At 69.7% G+C, this 22,222-nt stretch carries 20 protein-coding genes; 3 read left to right on the top strand and 17 right to left on the bottom strand.

Annotation, left to right across the window (positions count from 1 at the left end; all coding sequences use genetic code 11):
- Positions 1-29: 29 nt before the first annotated feature.
- Complete coding sequence (gene ppk1, locus D1793_RS11970; RefSeq protein ID WP_119022379.1) at positions 30-2,240, bottom strand: polyphosphate kinase 1; 2,211 nt, start codon at positions 2,238-2,240, stop codon at positions 30-32.
- Positions 2,241-2,283: 43 nt separating this feature from the next.
- Positions 2,284-3,291, bottom strand: coding sequence for a porphobilinogen synthase (hemB, locus tag D1793_RS11965; RefSeq protein ID WP_119022378.1), 1,008 nt, complete (start codon positions 3,289-3,291; stop codon positions 2,284-2,286).
- Between the two features lie 211 nt (positions 3,292-3,502).
- Between hemB and elbB the strand changes: the two genes are divergently transcribed.
- Positions 3,503-4,165, top strand: coding sequence for an isoprenoid biosynthesis glyoxalase ElbB (gene elbB, locus D1793_RS11960; protein WP_119022377.1), 663 nt, complete (start codon positions 3,503-3,505; stop codon positions 4,163-4,165).
- Between the two features lie 109 nt (positions 4,166-4,274).
- Here the strand turns inward: elbB and tatC are convergent, their stop codons facing one another.
- The 13 genes from tatC to D1793_RS11895 all read right to left on the bottom strand — a co-directional run bounded on the left by tatC (position 4,275) and on the right by D1793_RS11895 (position 16,814).
- Positions 4,275-5,045 (bottom strand): twin-arginine translocase subunit TatC, encoded by a 771-nt coding sequence (gene tatC / locus D1793_RS11955; RefSeq protein WP_119022376.1) that lies wholly within the window; start codon positions 5,043-5,045, stop codon positions 4,275-4,277.
- Positions 5,042-5,482, bottom strand: coding sequence for a Sec-independent protein translocase protein TatB (tatB, locus tag D1793_RS11950; RefSeq protein ID WP_119022375.1), 441 nt, complete (start codon positions 5,480-5,482; stop codon positions 5,042-5,044). Before tatB ends, tatC begins: the two co-directional genes overlap by 4 nt.
- A 6-nt stretch (positions 5,483-5,488) precedes the next feature.
- A complete protein-coding gene (gene tatA / locus D1793_RS11945; RefSeq protein ID WP_119022374.1) occupies positions 5,489-5,749 on the bottom strand; it encodes a Sec-independent protein translocase subunit TatA in 261 nt (86 codons plus the stop codon).
- 50 nt (positions 5,750-5,799) lie between these two features.
- Positions 5,800-6,135: a phosphoribosyl-ATP diphosphatase gene (locus tag D1793_RS11940; protein WP_119022373.1), complete on the bottom strand. Its 336-nt coding sequence runs from the start codon at positions 6,133-6,135 to the stop codon at positions 5,800-5,802.
- A 32-nt stretch (positions 6,136-6,167) separates the two neighbouring features.
- Positions 6,168-7,790 carry a ubiquinone biosynthesis regulatory protein kinase UbiB gene (gene ubiB, locus D1793_RS11935; protein ID WP_119023671.1) on the bottom strand — a complete coding sequence of 541 codons (1,623 nt, stop codon included), beginning with the start codon at positions 7,788-7,790 and terminating at the stop codon, positions 6,168-6,170.
- Positions 7,790-8,440, bottom strand: coding sequence for an SCP2 sterol-binding domain-containing protein (locus D1793_RS11930; RefSeq protein WP_119022372.1), 651 nt, complete (start codon positions 8,438-8,440; stop codon positions 7,790-7,792). The genes ubiB and D1793_RS11930 overlap by 1 nt, the downstream gene beginning before the upstream one ends.
- A gap of 7 nt (positions 8,441-8,447) precedes the next feature.
- Complete coding sequence (gene ubiE, locus D1793_RS11925; protein ID WP_119022371.1) at positions 8,448-9,215, bottom strand: bifunctional demethylmenaquinone methyltransferase/2-methoxy-6-polyprenyl-1,4-benzoquinol methylase UbiE; 768 nt, start codon at positions 9,213-9,215, stop codon at positions 8,448-8,450.
- A gap of 93 nt (positions 9,216-9,308) precedes the next feature.
- Positions 9,309-9,698, bottom strand: coding sequence for a DUF971 domain-containing protein (locus D1793_RS11920; protein WP_119022370.1), 390 nt, complete (start codon positions 9,696-9,698; stop codon positions 9,309-9,311).
- 242 nt (positions 9,699-9,940) lie between these two features.
- Complete coding sequence (gene hslU / locus D1793_RS11915) at positions 9,941-11,263, bottom strand: ATP-dependent protease ATPase subunit HslU (RefSeq protein ID WP_119022369.1); 1,323 nt, start codon at positions 11,261-11,263, stop codon at positions 9,941-9,943.
- Between the two features lie 11 nt (positions 11,264-11,274).
- Entirely contained in the window at positions 11,275-11,793 is a 519-nt protein-coding gene (hslV, locus tag D1793_RS11910; protein WP_119022368.1) for an ATP-dependent protease subunit HslV, read from the bottom strand.
- A 204-nt stretch (positions 11,794-11,997) separates the two neighbouring features.
- Positions 11,998-12,732 (bottom strand): SPOR domain-containing protein, encoded by a 735-nt coding sequence (locus tag D1793_RS11905; RefSeq protein ID WP_119022367.1) that lies wholly within the window; start codon positions 12,730-12,732, stop codon positions 11,998-12,000.
- A 3-nt stretch (positions 12,733-12,735) separates the two neighbouring features.
- A complete protein-coding gene (argS, locus tag D1793_RS11900) occupies positions 12,736-14,421 on the bottom strand; it encodes an arginine--tRNA ligase (protein ID WP_119022366.1) in 1,686 nt (561 codons plus the stop codon).
- A gap of 155 nt (positions 14,422-14,576) precedes the next feature.
- A complete protein-coding gene (locus tag D1793_RS11895; protein WP_205527541.1) occupies positions 14,577-16,814 on the bottom strand; it encodes a primosomal protein N' in 2,238 nt (745 codons plus the stop codon).
- A 189-nt stretch (positions 16,815-17,003) separates the two neighbouring features.
- On the opposite strand from D1793_RS11895, the gene rpmE reads away from it, so the two are divergent.
- Complete coding sequence (rpmE, locus tag D1793_RS11890; RefSeq protein ID WP_110068898.1) at positions 17,004-17,216, top strand: 50S ribosomal protein L31; 213 nt, start codon at positions 17,004-17,006, stop codon at positions 17,214-17,216.
- Positions 17,217-17,453: 237 nt separating this feature from the next.
- Positions 17,454-18,722, top strand: a complete 1,269-nt coding sequence (locus D1793_RS11885; protein ID WP_119022364.1) for a malic enzyme-like NAD(P)-binding protein — start codon at positions 17,454-17,456, stop codon at positions 18,720-18,722.
- 93 nt (positions 18,723-18,815) lie between these two features.
- Here the strand turns inward: D1793_RS11885 and D1793_RS11880 are convergent, their stop codons facing one another.
- Together D1793_RS11880 and D1793_RS11875 are read right to left on the bottom strand one after the other, a co-directional pair.
- The gene (locus D1793_RS11880; protein WP_119022363.1) at positions 18,816-19,565 is read right to left on the bottom strand and encodes a DUF481 domain-containing protein; all 750 of its coding nucleotides are present in this window, start codon (positions 19,563-19,565) and stop codon (positions 18,816-18,818) included.
- Between the two features lie 97 nt (positions 19,566-19,662).
- A complete protein-coding gene (locus D1793_RS11875; RefSeq protein ID WP_119022362.1) occupies positions 19,663-22,191 on the bottom strand; it encodes a penicillin-binding protein 1A in 2,529 nt (842 codons plus the stop codon).
- Positions 22,192-22,222 lie beyond the last annotated feature (31 nt).

The raw sequence follows: 22,222 nt of genomic DNA, 5'->3' as shown, positions 1-22,222 counted from the left end.
TCGCGCTATCGGCGCGGCGGCACGCCCCCTCACGCCTTGGCGGCGTAGGCGTAGAGCAGCGTCTCCTGGGCGCTGATCGGCGCGGCGTCGCCGGGGGTCTGCTTGACGTAGCTGCCGTCCGGCTGCAGCCGCCAGCTCTGGCAGTTGTCCACCAGGTAGGTCTCGAGGTCCTTGCGGACCCGGGCGGCCAGCTTCCTGTCGCGCAGCGGGAAGCAGGTCTCCACCCGGTGGAACATGTTGCGGCTCATGAAGTCGGCGCTGGACGCCCACACCTCGGCCTTGCCGTGATTCTGGAAGTAGAACACCCGGGTGTGCTCCAGGAAGCGGCCGATGATCGAGCGCACCCGGATATTCTCCGAGACGCCGGGAATCCCGGGCCGCAGGCAGCACATGCCGCGGATGATCAGGTCGCACTCCACCCCGGCGCGGGAGGCCCGGTAGAGCGCCTGGATCAGCTTGGGCTCGGTCAGCGAGTTGCACTTGATGATCAGGTGGGCGCGGCGCCCCTTGCGGGCGTGCTCCGCCTCGCGGTCGATCATCGCCACCATGCCTTCGTGGAGCGTGAAGGGCGCGTGCAGCAGGGTCTCGATATGCCGGGCACGCCCCATCCCCGAGAGCTGCTGGAACACCTGGTGGACGTCCTCGCACAGCGCCTCGTCGGCGGTGAGCAGGCTGTAGTCGGTATAGAGCTTGGCCGTCTTCGAGTGGTAGTTACCGGTGCCGAGGTGCACGTAGTAGCGCAGCCGTCCCTTCTCGCGACGCACGATATGCATCATCTTGGCGTGGGTCTTGTAGGCCATCACCCCGTAGATGACGATGGCGCCGGCCTCCTGGAGGCGCGAGGCGAGCGCCAGGTTGTCCGCCTCGTCGAAGCGGGCGCGCAGCTCGATGACCACGGTCACCTCCTTGCCGCCACGCGCCGCCTCCACCAGCGAGGTGACGATGGGGGAGTCGGCACCGGTGCGGTAGAGGGTCTGCTTGATGGCCAGCACCGAGGGGTCCCGGGCCGCCTCGGCAAGCAGCTCCTCCACCGGCGAGAAGGCCTGGAAGGGGTGGTGGAGCAGGATGTCACCGGCGGCGATGGCGTCGAACAGGCTGCCCTCCTTCCTGAAGTTCTTGGGCAGCCCCGGGGAGAAGGGGCGGTAGAAGAGCTCCGGACGATCCAGGTCCCCCAGCAGCGCCATCATGCGGGTCAGGTTGACCGGCCCGTTGACCCGGTAGAGGTCCTGCTCGGAGAGCGCGAACTCCCTGAGCAGGAAGTCCGCCAGCTCGTCCGGGCAGGTGTCCACCACCTCCAGGCGCACGCCGCTGCCGTAGCGCCGCGCCAGCAGCTCGCCGCGCAGCGCCGAGGCGAGGTCCGAGACCTCCTCCGGGTCCACCGTCATGTCGGCGTTGCGGGTCAGCCGGAACTGGTAGCAGCCGCGCACCCTCATGCCGGGGAAGAGCTCCTCGGCGTGGGCGTGGATCATGGAGGAGAGGAAGACGGCCTCGTTGAAGCCCTCCTCGCACAGCTCGGCAGGCAGGGCGATCACCCGTGGCAGCGAGCGCGGGGCCGGCAGGATGGCGAGCCCCCCCTCGCGGCCGAAGGCGTCCTTGCCCTCGAGCTTGACGATGAAGTTGAGGCTCTTGTTGACCAGCCGTGGGAAGGGGTGGGAGGGGTCAAGCCCGATCGGACTGATGACCGGCATGATCTCCTCATCGAAGTAGTCGCGCACCCAGGCGCGCTGGGCCTCGGTCCAGTCGCTGCGCCGCCGGAAGCGCAGGCCCCGCTCCTCCAGCGCCGGCAGCAGGGCCTCGTTGAGGATGCGGTACTGACGCTCGATCTGCTCGTGGGCGATCTGCGAGATCTCGCCGAGCACCGACTGCGGCGAGCGGCCGTCGATGCCGGTGCTGTCGTCGCCCAGGGCCACCCGGTGCTTCAGGCCGGCCACCCGGATCTCGAAGAACTCGTCCAGGTTGGAGGAGAAGATCAGCAGGAACATCAGCCGATTTAGCAGCGGGTGCGACTCGTCCAGGGCCTGCTCCAGGACCCGCATGTTGAACTGCAGATGCGAGAGCTCGCGGTTGAAGTAGAGGCTGGGGTCGGCCAGGTCCGCCTCCGCCTCCGGCAGCGCCTTGGGCTTGATGCCGGTGCGGGTCTGGTTGAGGCGCGGGGCCGGCGGCTCGGGCAGGGCCTCCTCGCTCGAGACGTCGGCGGGCCCGGCGACAGGAGGGACGGATTCGGGGCTACGGTCTTCCATGGGCAACTCTCTCGGGGTCCAGGAAGGGGCCGAGCCCCCTCCATCACTGGGCGAGCAGGCGGGCGGCCCGCTTGGCAAAGTAGGTCAGCACGCCGTCCGCGCCGGCGCGCTTGAAGCAGGTCAGCGATTCGAGGATCACGCTGTCGGCATCCAGCCAGCCGTTCTCGAAGGCGGCCATGTGCATGGCGTATTCGCCGCTCACCTGGTAGGCGAAGGTGGGCACCTTGAGCTCATCCTTGACCCGACGCACCACGTCGAGATAGGGCATGCCGGGCTTGATCATCACCATGTCGGCGCCCTCGGCCAGGTCGAGTGCCACCTCGTGGAGCGCCTCGTCGCCGTTGGCCGGATCCATCTGGTAGGTGCTCTTGTCGGCCTTTCCGAGGTTGGCGGAGGAGCCCACCGCATCGCGGAAGGGGCCGTAGTAGCGCGAGGCGTACTTGGCGCTGTAGGCCATGATGCGGGTGTTGACCAGGTGCTCCTGCTCCAGCACCCGGCGGATCTCGCCGATGCGGCCGTCCATCATGTCCGAGGGGGCCACCACGTCGGCGCCGGCCTCGGCGTGGGAGAGCGCCTGCTTGAGCAGGGTCTCCACGGTGCGGTCGTTCAGCACATAGCCCTGCTCGTCGATGATGCCGTCCTGGCCGTGGCTGGTGTAGGGGTCCAGGGCCACGTCGGTGATGATGCCGAGCTCGGGCAGGGCCTCCTTGAGGGCGCGCACGCTGCGCTGCACCAGGCCGTTGGCGTTGAAGGCCTCCTCGGCCAGCTCGCTCTTCAGGGCCGGGTCGATCACCGGAAACAGCGCCAGGGCGGGAATGCCCAGCTGATGCGCCTCGCGGGCCTCCTCGATCAGCAGGTCCAGCGACAGGCGCTCGACGCCGGGCATCGAGGGCACGGCCTCGCGCTGGTTCTCGCCCTCCAGCACGAACACCGGCCAGATCAGGTCGGCCGGTGTCAGGGTGTGCTCGCGCATCAGCCGACGCGAGAAGTCGTCGCGGCGCATGCGGCGCAGGCGGGTAGCGGGAAACTGGCGGGTGGTCATGAAGCTCAAGGCGATTCTCCAGCGTGGGTCGCCGGCCTGACGGCATTGTGGCGACGCAGGATGACGGTTGGATGACAGTGGCGCTGCGGCTGACTCCGAGTATATCAGCGCGCCGGTGCGCCGAAAGTCTCGCCTTGTCGCACCCGGACGTTCGCTCTAGAGTGTGGGATTCGATTATCGGGCCCGCCTGCCGGCGGGTGACCCCTGCAAGGAGACAGGCATGAGCAAACAGGTGGCGGTGATTCTCTCGGGCTGCGGTGTCTTCGACGGTTCCGAGATCTACGAGACCACCCTGACCCTGCTGCGGCTCGACCAGCTGGGCATCGGCTATCGCTGCTTCGCCCCGGACATCGAGCAGCACCACGTGATCGACCATCGCAGCGGTGAGGTGGCCGAGGGCGAGACGCGCAATGTGCTGACGGAGTCGGCGCGTCTGGCCCGCGGCGAGATCTCGCCGCTCGCGGAGCTGGACGCCGACGACTTCGACGCGGTGATCCTGCCCGGCGGCTTCGGGGCGGCCAAGAACCTGTCGAGCTTCGCCGAGGCGGGGGCCGACATGGAGGTGCTGGGCGAGCTCCGGGAGGCCCTGGCCGGCTTCTTTGACGCCCGCAAGCCGATCGGCCTGATGTGCATCGCGCCGGTGATGGTGCCCAAGCTGCTGGGCAATGGCATCGCCGTGACCATCGGCCACGACCCGGGTGTCTCCGGCGCCATCAGCGCCATGGGGGGGCTGCACCGCACCTGCGGCGTGGAGGAGATCGTGGTGGACTTCGAGAACCGCGTGGTCACCACCCCGGCCTACATGCTGGCGACCCGCATCAGCGAGGCGGCCACCGGGATCTTCAAGCTGGTCGACCGCATCGACGAGCTGATGGATCGCTGAGCCGCAAGCGGCAGGCTCCCCAGGCCGCAAGCGTCCGGCAAAAAGGAACCCCGCAGGCTCACGCTTGCGGGGTTCACTCTTGGGCTGGGCCAGATGGATGCCTGGCCGCTCAGGCCTCGTCTTCGTCCGCCGCGCGCCGCTGCTTCTTGCGGCGTGCCAGGCGCCCGAACAGCAGGCCCACCTCGTAGAGCAGGTACATGGGCACCGCCAGCAGGCTCTGGGAGATCACGTCCGGGGGGGTGAGCAGCATGCCCACCACGAAGCAGCCGAGGATGATGTAGGGGCGCTTCTTCGACAGGCTCTCCACCGTGGTGGCGCCCGAGGCGATCAGCAGGAAGGTGGCGATGGGAATCTCGAAGGCCACCCCGAAGGCGAAGAACAGCTTGAGCACGAAGTTGAGGTAGGCGTTGATGTCGGTCATCACCGCCACGTTCTCCGGCCCCGTCTGGGTGAAGAACTGGAACAGCAGCGGGAAGACCACGTAGTAGGCGAAGGCCGCCCCGGCGTAGAAGAGCAGCACGCTGGAGGCCAGGATCGGCAGCGCCAGGGCCTTCTCGTTGTCGTAGAGCCCCGGGGCCACGAAGGCCCACGCCTGGTGCAGCACATAGGGCACGGCGATGAACACCGCCACCACCAGGGTCAGCTTGAAGGGCGCCAGGAAGGGCGAGGCCACCTCGGTGGCGATCATCTGCGACCCCTCCGGCAGCAGCGCCATCAGCGGCTGGGCCACGAAGGTGTAGATGTCGTTGGCGAAGGCATAGAGGCCCAGGAAGATCACCAGGATCGCCACCACGCTTCGCAGCAGTCGCGAGCGCAGCTCGATCAGGTGCTCGATCAGGGTGGCCTGGTGCTGTTCCGGGCTGTCACCGGTCTTGCTCATCGGGAGGAAGCGTCCTTGTCGGCGGCGGTGGGCTCGGGGCGTTCATCGGGACGCGCATTGTCTGCCGGCCCCTGACTGCCGGCGCCGTCGCGGCGGGCGCGGGCCAGGGCGTCGTCCAGGCGCTGCTCGGCGCTGGGTGCGGGGGCCTGGTCCGGCTTGCTCTCGGCAGGGCGGTCGGGCTCGGCGAGGCTCTCCACGTCACGCTGGACCTGGCGCACGCTCTCGTCGAGCTTCTTCTGCTGCTCGTTGAGCTTCTGGCGCAGCTCCTCCGCCTCGAGCTGGGCGCTGATCTCGCGCTGCATGCCGGAGACGGTACGCTTGATCTTGCCGATCCACAGCCCCGCGGTGCGCGCCGCCTTGGGCAGCCGCTCCGGGCCCAGCACCAGCAGGCCGACCACGCCGATGAACATGAGTTCGAGAAAGCCGATGTCAAACATGGCGGCTTACTTGCGCTCTTCCTGTTCCTCGGGCTTGCGCTCGGCCTGGACGTCGTAGGTGTTGGTCTCTTCCTTGTGGTCCACGCGGGCCTGGGTCTGGGCGTCGTCCTTCTCTTCGCCCTTCTCCTCCTCGTGCATGGCCTTCTTGAAGCCCTTCACGGCGCCACCCAGGTCGCTGCCGACGTTGCGCAGCTTCTTGGTGCCGAAGATCAGGATGATGATGCCGAGTACGATCAGCAGCTGCCAGATACTGATACCACCTAACATGTGTGCTTCCTCTGGAAGGGGGCCCCGGCCTGTCCGGGAGCCGTAAGAATCTATTGCTGCCTGGCGGCCTTCTCGTCGTGGCCGGAGATGCCGAAGCGGCGGCCCAGCTCGTCGAGCACGGCGCGGTGGTCGAGGTCGAGGTGCGACAGCATCACCAGGCTATGAAACCACAGGTCGGCCGTCTCGGCGATCAACGCCTCACGCTCGGCCTCGCCGCCACGTTCCGCATCCTTGGCGGCGAGCAGCGTCTCGGTGGCTTCCTCGCCGACCTTCTCGAGTATCTTGTTCAGGCCCTTGTGATGCAAGGCGGCGACGTAGGAATCCTGCGGATCCCCCTGACGGCGTTGATCCAGGACAGCTTGCAGGCGCTCGAGAATATCGCTCATGGATGAAGGTTCCGTGACGTAGGTGGAGGGGGTCAGTGCCAGGCCAGCAGGGCCAGGCCGAGGACGGCGGCGGCCAGGGCGGGCCAGGGCTGGCCGGCGGCCCACTGGCTCAGCGGCTGCCAGGCCAGCGCCAGGGCCACCAGCAAGAGCCCCAGGCGCAGGCGGCGGCCGCGCCGACCCTCGCGAACCAGCTGCTGGCGGATGCCGCCCAGTGCCTCGCCCTGGCGGCGGCGCTGGCGCTTCTCCTGGTCCATCTGGGAGAGCGCCTGGTGGGCCAGCACCGGCAGTTCGGGAAGCTGGCGGGTCAGCTCGGGCGCCTGGCGCTTGAGGGACTCCCAGAAGCCCCGGGTGCCGGCGCGCTCCTTCATCCACTGCTCCAGGAAGGGCTTGGCGGTCTTCCAGAGGTCCAGGTCGGGGTAGAGCTGGCGGCCCAGCCCCTCGATGTTGAGCAGGGTCTTCTGCAGCAGCACCAGTTGGGGCTGTACCTCCATGTCGAAGCGCCGCGCGGTCTGGAACAGGCCCAGCAGCACCTGGCCGAAGGAGATGTCCTTGAGGGGCTTTTCGAGGATCGGCTCGCACACCGTGCGGATCGCCGCGGCGAACTCGTTGGCTCGCGTATTCTCGCCGACCCAGCCCGACTCGATGTGCAGGGCGGCCACCTCGTAGTAGTCCTGGTGGAAGAAGGCCAGCAGGTTGCGGGCCAGGTAGTCCTGGTCCTCGCGGGTCAGGCTGCCGACGATGCCGCAGTCGATCGCGATGTACTGGGGGTCGTGGGGATGCTCCCGGGCGACGAAGATGTTGCCGGGGTGCATGTCGGCGTGGAAGAAGTTGTCGCGGAACACCTGGGTGAAGAAGATCTCCACGCCGCGCTCGGCGAGCCGCTTGAGGTCGGTCTCCTGGGCCTCGAGGGCGGCGATGTCGGCCACCGGAACGCCGTAGATGCGCTCCTGCACCATGACGCGCTGGCGGGTCAGCTCCCAGTGGATCGCCGGCACGTAGAGCAGCGGCGAGTTCTTGAAGTTGCGCTTGAGCTGGGAGGTGTTGGCGGCCTCCTTGTGCAGGTCGAGCTCGTCGAACAGCGTCGCCTCGTAGTCGCGCACCACCTCCACCGGGCGCAGGCGGCGCGCCTCGGGTACCAGGGTCAGCAGCCGGGCGAAGCGGTACATCAGCGCCATGTCCTGGCGCATCACCCGGTCGATGCCGGGGCGGATGATCTTGACCACCACCTCCTCGCCGCTGTGCAGGCGCGCGCCATGCACCTGGGCGATGGAGGCCGAGGCCAGCGGCTCGGCGTCGAAGTGGGCGAAGGCCAGCGCCACGGTCATGCCGAGCTCCTCCTCCACCACGGCCAGCGCCTGGTCGCCGGGGAAGGGGGGCACCTGGTCCTGCAGGCGCTTCATCTCGTCGGCGATGTCTGCCGGCAGCAGGTCGCGGCGGGTGGAGAGCACCTGGCCGAACTTGACGAAGATGGGGCCCAGCGATTCCAGCGCCAGGCGCAGGCGCGCACCGCGAGAGCGCTCGCCGATGGGCACCAGGCGCAGCGGCGAGAGCCTGAAGAGAGTGCGCAGCGCCCAGGGCAGGCGCTCCAGGGGAATCAGGGTGTCGAGCCGATAGCGGGTGATCACCCAGAGGATGCGCAGCAGCCGCAGCAGCATCATGGCGTCACCCGCTCGGCCTGCTGCGCCGCCAGGCGGCGGTGCAGGCGCGCCAGGCGTGCCTCCAGGCGGTCGGTGGCGATCTCCAGCTCGGTGAGGTGGTCGCGCAGCACCTCCAGCTGTGGGCGGCCGGGCAGCCAGCGCGCCTCCTCCACCAGGTATTCGGAGAGGTCGGCACAGAACTCCTCCCGGGTGCGCAGCCCGAAGCGGCCCAGGCGGCGCAACCCCTCGGCGAGGCTGTTGGCGGGCACATCGCCCAGCCAGCGGGCCAGTTCGCCCTCCCAGTCCGGGTCGAGGTCGAGCAGCAGGTCGCGGGTGGCCTCCAGCAGCGGGATACGCCCGCGCACCGCCAGCCTCCCCTGGAACATCAGCCGCTCCAGGGAGGCGCCACCGAGCAGGGCGCCTGCGGTCTCGGCGTCCAGCTCCACCACGGCGTCGAAGGCCGTCTCGTCGGCGTCGTCCGGGCGCAGCAGGTCGAGGCCGTGGGCATGGTAGTGGATCGCCAGGGCCAGCTCGGGGTTCTCCAGGCGCAGCAGCAGCCGCTGGCCGGCGAGCCGGGCAAGCCGCGAGGGGGCCGCCGGGTCGCGGGCGAGCAGGGTATTGAGGGTGCGCTCCAGGCCGGCCAGCAGCAGGGTCGGGGTCAACGCCATGCCCACCTCAGAGCTTTATGCCGCGGTGCAGGGCGACGATGCCCCCGGTGAGGTTGGTGTACTCGACGCGCTCCAGGCCGGCCGCCTCCATCATCCCCTTCAGGGTCTCCTGGTCGGGGTGCATGCGGATCGATTCGGCCAGGTAGCGATAGCTGTCGGCATCGTTGGCGACCACCTCGCCGATCTTCGGCAGCAGCCGGAAGGAGTACTCGTCATAGACCTTCGAGAGCAGAGCGCTCGGAGGCTTGGAGAACTCCAGCACCAGCAGGCGTCCGCCGGGCTTGAGCACCCGGGCCATGGAGCGCAGGGCGGCGTCCTTGTCGGTGACGTTGCGCAGGCCGAAGGCGATGGTGATGCAGTCGAAGGTGTTGTCCGGGAAGGGCAGGCACTCGGCGTTGGCCTGGACGTATTCGACGTTGCCGCCGACGCCGCGGTCGAGGAGCTTGTCGCGGCCCACGCGCAGCATGGACTCGTTGATGTCGGCCAGCACCACGCGCCCGCGCGGCCCCACCAGGCGCGAGAACTTGAGGGTCAGGTCGCCGGTGCCGCCGGCGATGTCGAGCACGCTGTGACCCGGGCGCACCCCGGCGCGCTCGATGGTCAGGCGCTTCCACAGGCGGTGGATGCCGAAGGACATCAGGTCGTTCATGACGTCGTAGCGGGCGGCCACGGAGTGGAAGACATCGGCCACCCGGGTGGCCTTCTCCTCGACGGGCACTTCCTGGTAGCCGAAGTGGGTGGTCTGCTTGTCCCTGGAGCTGGGGTTGGCGCTCATGCGATGGGGCTCCCGAATCGCTGCATGGGAGAGGCCGCTGCCTCGAATGGGCGACATTGTAGCGTCCCGCGATGGCGATTGTCTTGACGGGGGTTAGAGCTGCCTGATTTCGATGCCCAGCGGCTCGCGGCTGGCGCCGGCGTCCTCCAGGCGCTGCAGGTAGTCCGCCCAGTTGGCCTCGCGCTGCTCGATCAGCCACCACAGGTAGTCCCAGCTGAAGAGGCCGCTGTCGTGGCCGTCGTCGAAGTGCAGCTTGAGGGCGTAGCGGCCGGCGGGGGTGATGTCCTTGAGGCCGACGAACTTCTTGCCGACCTGCAGGGTTTCCTGGCCGCGGCCGTGGCCGCGCACCTCGGCGGAGGGGGAGAAGACCCGCAGGTACTCCACCGCAAGCCGGTAGCTCTCGCCGTTCTCGTAGCCGAGCTCGAGCTCCTGGGCCTTGCGGTGGTAGTGCACTCGGGTGGGGGTGGGGGTGGGGGCTGTCATGCTGGCTTCCGCCTCTGGCGCTGGAGGATGCCGGTTGCCGTGCTCGCGATCCCGTGAGCGAAACCCTGTGGCTGCGCTTGCCGCTTGCACGTCGCCTCACAACATACTCCCTCACGAGTGAGGCTCGCTCGCCATCCCTGGCGAGCGCCGTGCGCGGCTGCGCTTGCCTCAGCGCTCACGGGTAGATATCGCTTCGCTACGGCACCCGGCTCCTCGGGAGTGGTGGTGGCGATTGGTCGTGGTTACAGGATATACCGCGACAGGTCCTCGTCCATGGCCAGCTCGCCGAGCTGGGAGTCCACGTAGGCGGCGTCGATGGTCAGCGGGCTGCCGATGTCGCTGCCCTTGTAGGAAGCCTCCTCCAGCAGGCGCTCCATCACGGTATGCAGTCGGCGCGCGCCGATGTTCTCGGTGCCCTCGTTGACCCGCCAGGCGATCTCGGCGATGCGCTCGATGCCGTCGGCGGTGAACTCGATCTCGAGGCCCTCGGTGGCCAGCAGCGCCTGGTACTGCTTGGTGAGCGCCGCGGAGGGCTCGGTGAGGATGCGCTTGAAGTCCTCCGGGGTCAGGGCGTTGAGCTCCACGCGGATCGGCAGGCGACCCTGCAGCTCGGGAATCAGGTCCGAGGGGCGCGACAGGTGGAAGGCGCCGGAGGCGATGAACAGGATGTGGTCGGTCTTCACCATGCCGTACTTGGTGGAGACCGTGGAGCCCTCGATCAGCGGCAGCAGGTCGCGCTGCACCCCCTCGCGGGAGACCTCGCCGCCGCTGGACTGGCCGCTGCCCTTGGCCACCTTGTCGATCTCGTCGAGGAAGACGATGCCGTGCTGCTCCACCGCCTCGATGGCGCGGCTCTTGATCTCCTCCTCATTGACCAGCTTGCTGGCCTCCTCGTCGCGCAGCAGGGCGAAGGCGTCCTTCACCGTGACCCGGCGGGTCTCGCTCTTCTGCTTGCCCATGCCGGAGAAGAGGCTCTGCAGCTGCTGGGTCATCTCCTCCATGCCCGGCGGGGTCATGATGTCGATGCCGGGGCCCTGCTGGGTCAGCTCGATGTCGATCTCCTTGTCGTCGAGCTGACCCTCGCGGAGCTTCTTGCGAAAGATCTGGCGGGTCCCGCCGTCCTGGCGGGGCGCGTCCTCCTGGCCGCGGGGCGGCGGCAGCAGGGCGTCGAGGATGCGGTCCTCGGCGGCGTCCTCGGCACGGTGGCCCACCTCCTCCTTGGCCTGCTCGCGCACCAGCTTGATGGCGGCCTCGGTCAGGTCGCGGATGATGGAGTCCACGTCGCGGCCCACGTAGCCCACCTCGGTGAACTTGGTGGCCTCCACCTTGATGAAGGGGGCGCGGGCCAGCTTGGCCAGGCGCCTTGCGATCTCGGTCTTGCCCACCCCGGTGGGGCCGATCATCAGGATGTTCTTGGGCGTCACCTCCTGGCGCAGGTCGGCGTCGAGCTGCATGCGGCGCCAGCGGTTGCGCAGGGCGATGGCCACGGCGCGCTTGGCGTCCTGCTGGCCGATGATGTACTGGTCCAGGGCGTGGACGATCTCGCGGGGGGTCATCTGGGTCATGGGGGCAGCCTTCAGAGCGTTTCGAGGGTGACGTGGTGGTTGGTGAACACGCAGATGTCACCGGCGATCGCCAGCGACTTCTCGGTGATCTCCTTGGCCGAGAGGTCGGTGTTCTCGAGCAGGGCCCGGGCCGCGGCCAGGGCGAAGTTGCCGCCGGAGCCGATGGCGATGATGCCGCGCTCGGGTTCCACCACGTCGCCGTTGCCGGTGATGATCAGCGAGGCGTCCTTGTTGGCCACGGCCAGCAGCGCCTCCAGGCGGCGCAGGGCGCGGTCGGTGCGCCAGTCCTTGGCCAGCTCCACGGCGGCCTTGACCAGGTTGCCCTGGTACTTCTCCAGCTGCGCCTCGAAGCGCTCGAAGAGGGTGAAGGCGTCGGCGGTCCCGCCGGCGAAGCCTGCCAGCACCTCGCCGCGGTAGAGGCGGCGGACCTTGCTGGCGTTGCCCTTCATCACGGTGTTGCCCAGCGACACCTGGCCGTCGCCGGCCAGCGCCACCTGGTCACCGCGGCGCACGGATACGATCGTGGTCATGGAGGTGTGTCTCCTTGGGGGAGCAGAGGGCTCCCGATGACTTTCGGCGCCGCGGGGGTGACCCGGGCGCCGCGAATAGGCTGAAGGGAGAGGTGCGGGCGATGAGCCCTGAATTCAAGACGTCAGGGGCGTCGCCGACTCAGGGCGCGAGCGCGGCCCTGAATCGGCGCTGGCCTGGCTCCGGGGCGGATAGTTCTGGAGCCGCTAGTTCTGGAGCCGGATCAGCAGCGGCTCGATGCCCTGGGTGACCATCAGGTCCTGGGCGCGGCTGAGCTCGCGGTTGTCGTCGTAGGGGCCGACCTGGACGCGGTGCCAGGTCTCGCCGCCGGAGGCCTTGACCTCGCTGACCTGGGCCAGCAGGCCGAAGTCGCGCAGGCGGCGCTGCAGCTGCTGGGCGTCGCCGGACTCGCGGAAGGAGGCGGCCTGCAGCATGTAGCGGTGGCCGTTGCTGGCGGCGGCCTGGGGGGCTGGCTCGGCGGCCGGGCTCGCTTCCTCGCTGCGGTCGGCGGCCAGGTTGGCGGCGATCACCTGGGCAATGGGGTCGTCGCCGGGCTCGGCGGCGGCCGTCTCCTCGACGGGAGGCGGCGCCGGCGGGCGCGCCGTGGAGGAGGGCATCTCGCCGCGCGGGGCGATCACCTCGGACTCCGGCAGCAGGGTGTAGAACTCGAAGGTGGGCATGCGCGGCTCGCTGGGCTTCGCCGGTGCCGCGGCCTCGGGCTCCGGCGGGGCGCTGCGCGGCAGCACCGTGGCCAGGGGTGAGTCCTCGACCTGCCAGGGCGCCACCCCGTGCTGGTGCTGGGAGAGCAGGAAGCCGCCCACCAGACCGGCCAGGCCCCATACCCAGCCGGGCAGGCGCCACTCGCGGCGCGGCCTGCTGGCCTGGCGGCGACTGCTGGTGGCGCCTCGACGCTTCGGCGGCGTCTGCTTGCGGGTCGCCATGGGTTACATCTCCTCGGGGGCGCTGACTCCCATCAGGTCCAGGCCGTTGCGCAGTACCTGGCGGGTCGCCAGGCCCAGGGCCAGGCGAGCGTTGCGCAGGGCGTCATCCTCGACCATCACCTTCACCGCGTTGTAGCAGGTATGGAAGTCGGCGGCCAGGTCCAGCAGGTACTGGGCGACCTGCTGGGGCTCCCGGTTTGCGGCGGCGTGCTCGACCACCTCGGGGTAGCGGGCCAGGCGGTTCATCAGCGCCTTCTCCTGGGCCTCCTCGAGCCGGCCCAGGCTGGCCATCGCCTGGGCGTGGTCGAATGCCAGGCCGTCGGCCTCGGCGCGACGCATCACGCTGCACACCCGGGCGTGGGCGTACTGCACGTAGTAGACCGGGTTGTCGTTGGACTGGGAGCGCGCCAGGTCGATGTCGAAGGTGAGCTGGGAGTCGGCCCGACGAGCGGCCAGGAAGAAGCGGGTGGCGTCGCGACCCACCTCGTCGATCAGGTCGCGGACGGTGACGTAGCTGCCGGCGCGCTTGGAGAGCTTCACCTCCACGCCGGAGCGGGTGACCATCACCATCTGGTGCAGCACGTAGTCGGGCCAGCCCTGGGGAATGCCGGCCTCCAGCGCCTGCAGGCCGGCGCGGACCCGGGTCACGGTGGAGTGGTGGTCGGCCCCCTGCTCGTTGACCACGGTGGTGAAGCCGCGCTGCCACTTGTCGAGGTGGTAGGCGACGTCCGGCAGGAAGTAGGTGTACTGCCCGTCGCTCTTGCGCATCACCCGGTCCTTGTCATCGCCGAAGGCGGTGGTGCGCAGCCACAGGGCGCCGTCCTGCTCATAAGTGTGGCCGTTCGCCACCAGGCGCTCGACGGCGGCCTCCACCTTGCCGTCGCGGTAGAGCGAGGACTCCAGGAAGTAGACGTCGAAGTGCACCCCGAAGGCCTTGAGGTCGAGGTCCTGCTCGCGGCGCAGGTAGGCCACGGCGAACTCCTGGATCGCTTCGAGGTCGTCCGGGTCGCCCTTGCCGGTGACGTGGCGGTCGTCGGCGTGGACGGTCTCGCCGGCCAGGTAGGCGTTGGCCACATCGATGATGTAGCCGCCCCGGTAGCCGTCGGCGGGCCAGCTCTCGTGGTCGGGGTCGAGCCCCTTGACGCGGGCCTGCACCGAGAGCGCCAGGTTGCCGATCTGGGCGCCGGCGTCGTTGTAGTAGAACTCGCGGGTGACGTCGTAGCCGGTGGCCTCGAGCAGGCGGCAGATGCAGTCGCCGATGGCCGCGCCGCGCCCGTGGCCCACGTGCAGCGGCCCGGTGGGGTTGGCGGAGACGAACTCCACCTGCACCTTGGCGCCCTGCCCGATCAGGCTGCGGCCATAGGCGTCGCCTGAGTCGAGCACCTGGCGCACCACCTGGGCGGCGGCGTCGGTGGCGGCGAAGAAGTTGACGAAGCCGGGGCCGGCGATCTCCACCTGGCGGATGGCGTCGCTCTCGGGGAGGGCGGCGATCAGGGCCTCGGCCAGCTCCCGGGGCTTCCTGCCGGCGGGCTTGGCCAGCATCAGCGCGAGGTTGGTGGCGTAGTCGCCGTGGGCCTTGTCCCGGGTCGGGTCGACCTTGATGGGCGGGGCGAGGTCGGCGGGCAGCACGCCCTGCTGCCGGAGGGTGTCGAGGGCGCCTTCGAGCAGCGAAACGATGGTCTCTTTCATGGAGCGTCGGATGTCCTGTGGCGTCGAGCGGGGCGAGCGGCCGATGAACCGGCGCTAACGAGGCGCTCGCCCGCGGCGCGGGCATGGAAGCGGAGCCCGGAGCGGGCACGGCCGGCCATTATCGGCAATTGTGGCGCGGCTTTAAAGGGCGGGCGTCAGCTGAGCGTCTGGGGGTCGATATCCAGCGACCAGCGGGTGCGGCGCGCCTCGGGCGCGGCCTCCAGCCAGGCGGTCAGCCAGGCGCAGGCCTCGTGGAGGGCGCTGCGCCGTTCGGCGCTGAGCATCACCTGCAGGTGGTAGCGCCCCTGGCGGCGCTCCATGGGGGCCGGCACCGGGCCGAGGCACTCCACCGCGAGCTCGCGCTCGGCCAGCCAGCCGCGCAGCGCGGCGGCGGCGCGCCGGGCGAGCTCGCCGGCGGCCTCTTCCCTGGCGCTCTCCAGGCGCAGCAGGGCGAGGAAGCGGAAGGGGGGCAGGGCGGCGGCGCGGCGCTCCGCGAGCAGCTGCTCGGCCAGGGCGGCGTAGCCCCGCTCGGCCAGCAGGCGCAGGTGGGGGTCATCCGGGTGCATGGTCTGTACCAGCACCCGGCCGGGGTGGGCGGCGCGGCCGGCGCGGCCGGCCACCTGCACCAGCAGCTGGGCACTCTGCTCCAGGGCGCGAAAATCGCTGGCATAGAGGCCGGCGTCGGCGTTGACCACCACCACCAGGGTGACGTGGGGCAGGTGGTGGCCCTTGGCCAGCATCTGGGTGCCCACCAGCAGGCAGGGCTCGCCTCGGCGCACCTCGGCCAGCGCCTGCTCGAAGGCGTCGCGGCGGCGGGTGCTGTCGCGGTCGATGCGGTGCACCGGCACCTTCGGGAAGAGGCCGGCCAGGGTCTCCTCGGTGCGTTCGGTGCCGCTGCCCAGGGGGCGCAGGTCGATGCTGCCGCACTGCGGGCAGCTCTCCGGAAGCGCCCGGCGGCGGTCGCAGTGGTGGCAGGCGAGCAGCGGCGGCTGGCGGTGCAGGGTCATGCGGGCGTCGCAGGCGTCGCACTCGGCCAGCCAGCCGCAGGCGTGGCAGGCCAGGGTCGGCGCGAAGCCGCGGCGGTTGATGAACACCAGCACCTGGTGACCGGCGCCCAGGGTCTCGCGGATGGCGTCGAGCACCGGCGGGATCAGGCCGCCCTGGCGGGGCCGGCCGCGCAGGTCGATCAGCTCCAGCCGGGCGGGGGCATGGCGGGTGGCGCGGCGGGTCAGCGGCAGATGGCGCCACTCGCCGCTGCGCGCCTTGGCCAGGCTCTCAAGCGAAGGGGTGGCACTGCCGAGCAGCAGCGGGATGCCGTGATGGTGGGCGCGGGCCACCGCCAGGTCCCGGGCGTGGTAGCGCAGGCCGTCCTGCTGCTTGTAGGAGCCGTCGTGCTCCTCGTCGACGATGATGGCGCCGGGACGCGCCAGCGGGGTGAAGATCGCCGAGCGGGTGCCGATCACGATGGGCGCGCGGCCGCTGGCGGCGGCTTCCCAGGCGTCCAGCCGCTCGTGGTCGGTGAGGCCGGAGTGCAGGGCCACCACCGGCACCCGGAAGCGCTTGCGGAAGCGGGCCAGGGTCTGGGGAGTGAGGCCGATCTCCGGCACCAGCACCAGCGCCTGGCGCCCGCGCCCCACCACCGCCTCGATCAGCTGCAGGTAGACCTCGGTCTTGCCGCTGCCGGTGACCCCCTCCAGCAGGCAGGGGTGATAGGCCTCCAGGCGCTCGTGCAGGGCGGCCAGCGCCGTGGCCTGCTCGCGGTTGAGGGGCAGGGCGGGCTCCGCCAGCAGCTGGTCGGCATCTGGCCGGGAGCGAGCGGTGAGCGGCTCCTCGCGGGACGCCACCAGCCCCTTGGTGGCCAGGGCCCTGAGCTGGTCGCGGGAAAACGACTGGGCCAGGATCGCCTGGGCGGCCAGGCCGTGGGGATGCTGGGCGAGCATCGCCAGCAGCTCGGCCTGGCGCGGGGCGCGGGACAGGGTCTCGGCGGGCGCGTCACGGCCCGCGGCGGTGAGCTGCCAGCGCTCTCGGGTGCGCCCCTCCAGGGCGCGGCCCTGGCGCAGCAGCACCGGCATGGCCTGGTGCAGGGTGTCCCCCAGGGAGTGCTGGTAATAGCGGGCGGTGAAGCGGCACAGCCAGAGCCAGTCGGCGGGCAGGGGAGCGGCGTCCAGGCAGGCGGCGACGGGCCTGAGCTCGGCCAGCGGCAGCTCGCTGCGCTCGCGGCACTCCATCACCACGCCGACCACCTCGCGCCGCCCGAAGGGCACCCTCACGCGCAGCCCCGGGGCCCAGCCGCCGGGCGGCGGCGCACCGGCAGGGCGATAGTCGAACAGTCTGCGCAGCGGCGAGGGAACCGCGACGCCCAGCACGCGCGGGGGCGGAGTCGAGATGGGCAATTGGCCTCCGGGATTGGCTCTGCTAGAATGTTGCGCCTCCCTGCCTGCCGAGTTCGGCCAGGGCGGAACGACCGGTTTGCACTCGCGCTTGCGGTTTTCGTGACCATCAGTCAGCGCGACCGATAGACAACCCGTATGCGGTGCCTGGCAGCAGATCAGGTGGCGGCATGCAGCTCAACGAGGCTCAAGATGAAACAAGGTATCCATCCCGAATACAAGACGGTCAACGCGACCTGCTCCTGTGGCGCCAGCTTCCAGGTGGGCTCCACCTCCGGCCACGACTTCTCCCTGGACGTCTGCTCCCAGTGCCACCCCTTCTACACCGGCAAGCAGAAGCAGGCGACCACCGGCGGTCGCGTCGAGCGCTTCAACAAGCGTTTCGGTGCCGCCATCAAGCGCTGATCGCCCAGGCGTTCCCCGGACCGTCGAAGAACCCGCCCATCGTGGCGGGTTTTTTTCATGTTGGGCGCTGTGATAAGGGATGGCTTATGGCTGGCTCGTCAGGCATAAGTTGCAGCAAATGGCTGCCATCGGCGTCAAACGAGCGTACAAAAGGCGAGAAAACCGCGAGACTTGAGTGGTGGAAGGTTTTTCTATATCGTGGACGGACGATTTCACCCTGACCGGAACCCACCCTCTATGAGTGATGCAAGACAGGCCGCGCTGGACTATCACGCCAAGCCCATCCCCGGAAAGCTCTCCATCGAGCTGACCAAGCCCACCGCTACCGCCAGGGACCTCGCCCTGGCCTACAGCCCGGGCGTGGCCGAGCCGTGCCGAGAGATCGCCCGCGACCCCGAGAACGCCTACCGCTACACCGGCAAGGGCAACCTGGTGGCGGTGATCTCCGATGGCAGCGCCATCCTGGGGCTGGGCAATCTGGGCGCCCTGGCCAGCAAGCCGGTCATGGAGGGCAAGGGCGTGCTGTTCAAGCGCTTTGCCGGTATCAACTCCGTGGACATCGAGGTCAACTCCGAGAGCCCCCAGGCCTTCATCGACACCGTGGCGCGCATCGCCGATACCTGGGGGGGCATCAACCTCGAGGACATCAAGGCGCCGGAGTGCTTCGAGATCGAGCAGGCCTTGATCGAGCAGTGCAGCATTCCGGTCTTCCACGATGACCAGCACGGCACCGCCATCGTGACCGCGGCGGGCATGCTCAACGCCCTGGAGATCGCCGGCAAGCGCCTCGAGGACGCCAGCATCGTCTGCATGGGTGCCGGCGCGGCGGCCATCGCCTGCATGAAGCTGCTGGTGGCCTGCGGTGCGCGCGCCGAGAACCTCGTGATGCTCGACCGCAAGGGCGTGATCCACACCGGTCGCGAGGATCTCAACCCCTACAAGGCGATGTTCGCCGTCGACACCGACAAGCGCACCCTGGATGACGCCATCGATGGCGCCGACGTCTTCGTCGGCCTCTCCGGCCCCGGCCTGATGAGCGCCGACCACATCCGCAAGATGGCGCCCAACCCGGTGGTCTTCGCCTGCACCAACCCGGATCCGGAGATCCACCCCGACCTGGCACGCGAAGTGCGCCCCGACGTGATCATGGCCACCGGTCGCTCGGACTACCCGAACCAGGTCAACAACGTGCTGGGCTTCCCCTTCATCTTCCGCGGTGCCCTGGACGTGCGCGCCACCCGCATCAATGAGGAGATGAAGGTGGCCGCGGTTCATGCCCTGAAGGACCTGGCCCGCGAGCCGGTGCCCCAGGAGGTGCTGGATGCCTACGAGAAGAGCGAGATGAGCTTCGGCCGCGAGTACATCATCCCCACCCCGGTGGATGTGCGCCTGCTGGAGCGGATCACCTCCGCGGTGGCGCAGGCGGCGGTGGATTCCGGCGTGGCGCGTCGGCCCTACCCCTCCCACTATCCGCTGAAGAGCGTGGACGACGTTTACGGCGTGTAATGCGCGGCGTGTAACGTATGGCTCATCGGCCTCCGCGACGCCGGCCCTCGGGCCGGCGTCGTCGTGTCTGGGTGTTGGTAACGGTGCTGACGCCTACCAGCTGTAGAGCAGCGAGGCGCTGGTGGTGTGGTCGGTGCGCGCCTCGGCGCCCTCCGGGGGCTGGGAGTTGCGCTTGATCTCGTGAGAGAGGCGCAGCGCCAGGCGCGAGTTGAGCCGCGCGGTCAGCGAGGAGAGCGAGCGGGAGGTGGTGTTGTCGTCGGTGGCCTCCACCGAGAGCTCCTGCTTGAGGGTGGTGGTCTCGGTGGCCTCGAGGTGCCAGTCCAGGGCCCCGTAGGCCACGGCGAGGGAGGCGTCGGGCTCGGTATCGATGCGGTCGCGGCGATAGCCGGGGCCGGCCTCCAGCGAGAGCCGGTGGCGCTCGCCCTCGATCAGGTCGCGGCCGTAGCCGGCGATGGCGGCCAGCTGCTGGTCGTAGCCGCTGAAGCGATCCTTCTCCCAGCGGGCGAAGCCGAACAGGTAGTGGGGGCCCTCCAGGTCGTAGCGTTCGCGCCCGGTCAGGCGATACTGTTCGGCGCTGGCCTCGCCGTCCCGGGAGACGTGCCGCACCTCACCGCGCAGCAGGTGGGTCCAGCGATCGCGCAGCCAGGTCAGCTGGCTCTTGCCGATCAGCGTCTGGCTGTCGGTATTGCCGGCGAGGTGGGTGTAGCCGAGCTCGGCCTCACCGCTGAAACCATGGGGCTTCTCGCCGGTGGAGGGCGGGGCGTAGAAGGGGCTGGCGAGGGCGCCGCCGCTGGCGGCGAGCCCCAGCGCCAGGATCAGCAGGCGGCTGGCAAGGTGTGGCATGGGCATCCCCATATGACCGGTGAGTGAATCCCAGCGGGCGTGGAAGCGGGGTGCGTGAGAGGGCGGGGCGGCATCCTTGCCGCCCCGGCAGGCAGCGCTAGAAGATCGCCTCGTAGGCGCCGGTGCCCTGGGAGCCGCTGTGCTGCTCCACTTCGCGCTCGACGCGCTGCGGCTGGAAGCTGGGCAGGTGATCCGGATGGAAGAGCTCGCTGATGCCGCCGCCGTGGCCGTCGGGCAGCAGGCGGCCGCTGTCCGGGTCGACCCGGGCGGTGACCAGGCTGGCGGGCCGCGGATGCTTCGCCTCGGGGCGGCCCGCCAGGGCGTCCCCCATGAAGTCGATCCAGATCGGCAGGGCGGCGTTGGCGCCGTACTCGGCGGTGGTCTCGTTGTTGTCCTTGCCCAGCCACACGGTGGCCACCAGGTCGGCGTTGTAGCCGGCGAACCAGGCGTCGCGCTGGTTGTTGGTGGTGCCGGTCTTGCCGACGATATCGCCACGGCCCAGCGACTGGGCGGCGCGGCCGGTGCCGCTGTCGATCACGTCGCGCAGCATGTCGGTCAGGATGTAGGCGGACATCGGGTCGACCACTCGCGGTGCCACCGGGTGGAGTCGGCCGTCGATCTCCACCTCGGTCTGGCCGTTGGGGCAGTCGCGGCACACCACCATGGGGGTGGCCTCCTCGATCAGCCGCTCGTCGTCGCCGCGGGTGATGCGTTCGATGAACCAGGGGGTGACCTGGTAGCCGCCGTTGGCCAGCACCGCATAGGCGTTGGTCATCTCCAGCGGGGTCAGGTCGGCGCTGCCCAGCGCCAGGGAGAGCCCCCGGGGCAGGCGCGAGCTGGCGAAGCCGAAGCCCTCCAGGAAGTCGATGGTGGCATCGAGCCCCACCTCCTGCAGCACCCGGATGGTCACCAGGTTGCGCGAGCGGGCGAGCGCCACGCGCAGGCGGGTCGGGCCGAGGAAGTCGCCGCTGGCATTGACCGGTCGCCACAGCTCGCTGCTGCCGTCCTGGACCACCACCGGGGCATCGTTGACCACGCTGGCCGCGGTCATCAGGCCGCTGTCCAGAGCCGCCAGGTAGATGAACGGCTTGAAGATCGAGCCCGACTGGCGCTGGGCCTGGACGGCGCGGTTGAACTTGCTGGCCTGGAAGCTGAAGCCGCCCTGCAGCGCCAGGATGGCGCCGGTGTCGGGGTGCATCACCACCAGGGAGCCCTCGGCGTCCGGGCGCTGGGCCAGGCGCAGGCTGCCGTCCTCGCGCTCCAGCACGCGGATCAGGTCGCCGCGGCGGGCGATTTCGGCGGCGGAGCCGGGCTCGGGGCCGCGGGCCCGCGGGCCGCGGTAGGCCCGCGCCCAGGAGAGGCCGTCCCAGGCGATGGTGCGAACTTCGCCGCCGCGGGTCAGCACGCGCATCTCGCGGCCGCTGCTCTCCACCACGATGGCCGGCTGCAGCGGGCCGAGGCCCGCAGTGCGCTCCAGCACCTGAACCCAGTTGCTGACATCGCCCTCGATGCCCTCGACCTCGGTCTGGCTGCGCTCGGCAGCGCGCTGGGCGGTCTCCAGGATCTCGGGGGACTCGTCGAGCTCCTCCTCCAGGCCGCGACGGTCGGTGCGCGCCTGGGCCTCCACGAGGCTCGCCGGAAGGTCGCGCTGTTCGGCGCCGCGCCACCCGTGGCGGGTGTCGTAGGCGATCAGGCCGTCGGCCAGGGCGCGACGGGCGAAGGGCTGCAGCTCGCCGTCCAGGGTGGTGTGGATGCGGTAGCCGCCGGTGTAGGCCTCCTCGCCGAAGCGCTCCACGGCGAACTGGCGGGCCATCTCCGCCACGTAGTCGGCGTCCACCTCGGTCTGGGCCACGTAGCGGCGGGCGGTGATCGGCGCCTGGACCGCCTCGTCGTAGGCGGCCTGGTCGATATGGCCCAGCTGGCGCATGCGGTAGAGGATCCAGTTGCGGCGGATCAGCGAGCGCTCCGGGTTGGCCAGGGGGTTGAAGGCCGACGGCGCCTTGGGCAGGCCGGCAATCATCGCCTTCTCGGCCAGGGTCAGCTCGCCGAGCGGGCGGTTGTAGTAGGTCTCCGCGGCGGCGGCGATGCCATAGGCGCGGTTGCCGAGGAAGATCTTGTTGACGTAGAGCTCGAGGATCTCCTCCTTGGTGAGCACCTGCTCCATCTGCAGGGCCAGCAGGATCTCTCGGATCTTGCGGGTGAAGGTGCGGTCCAGGGTCAGCAGGTAGTTGCGCGCCACCTGCATGGTGATGGTGGAACCGCCCGACTGGATCTCGCCGCCGCTGGAGGCGAGCTCCACGGCGGCGCGCGCCAGGCCCCTGGGATCGACGCCGCGGTGCTCGAAGAAATTGGCGTCCTCGGCGGCCAGCAGTGCCTGGATGAAGTCACCGGGGATCTCGTCGAACTCCACCGGCATGCGACGCTCCTCGCCGAACTCGCCGATCAGCTTGCCGTCGCGGGTGAAGATGCGCAGCGGGGAGTGCAGCTCGAAGTCCTGAAGCTGGCGCACATCGGGCAGCCCGGGGGCAAAGTAGAGCGCGGCGCCCACCACGCCCAGGGTCACGGCCGTGGTGAGGGACACCAGCAGCCAGACCAGGGAAAAGAACAGGGTTCTGATAAACGTCATGAAAAGGCGGTATCCGTGCAGGGAACTGGAG

Origin of the sequence: Halomonas sp. JS92-SW72 (assembly GCF_003547075.1) — a bacterium.
Lineage (GTDB): Bacteria > Pseudomonadota > Gammaproteobacteria > Pseudomonadales > Halomonadaceae > Halomonas > Halomonas alkalicola.
This window is presented reverse-complemented; position numbering and strand designations above follow the sequence as displayed.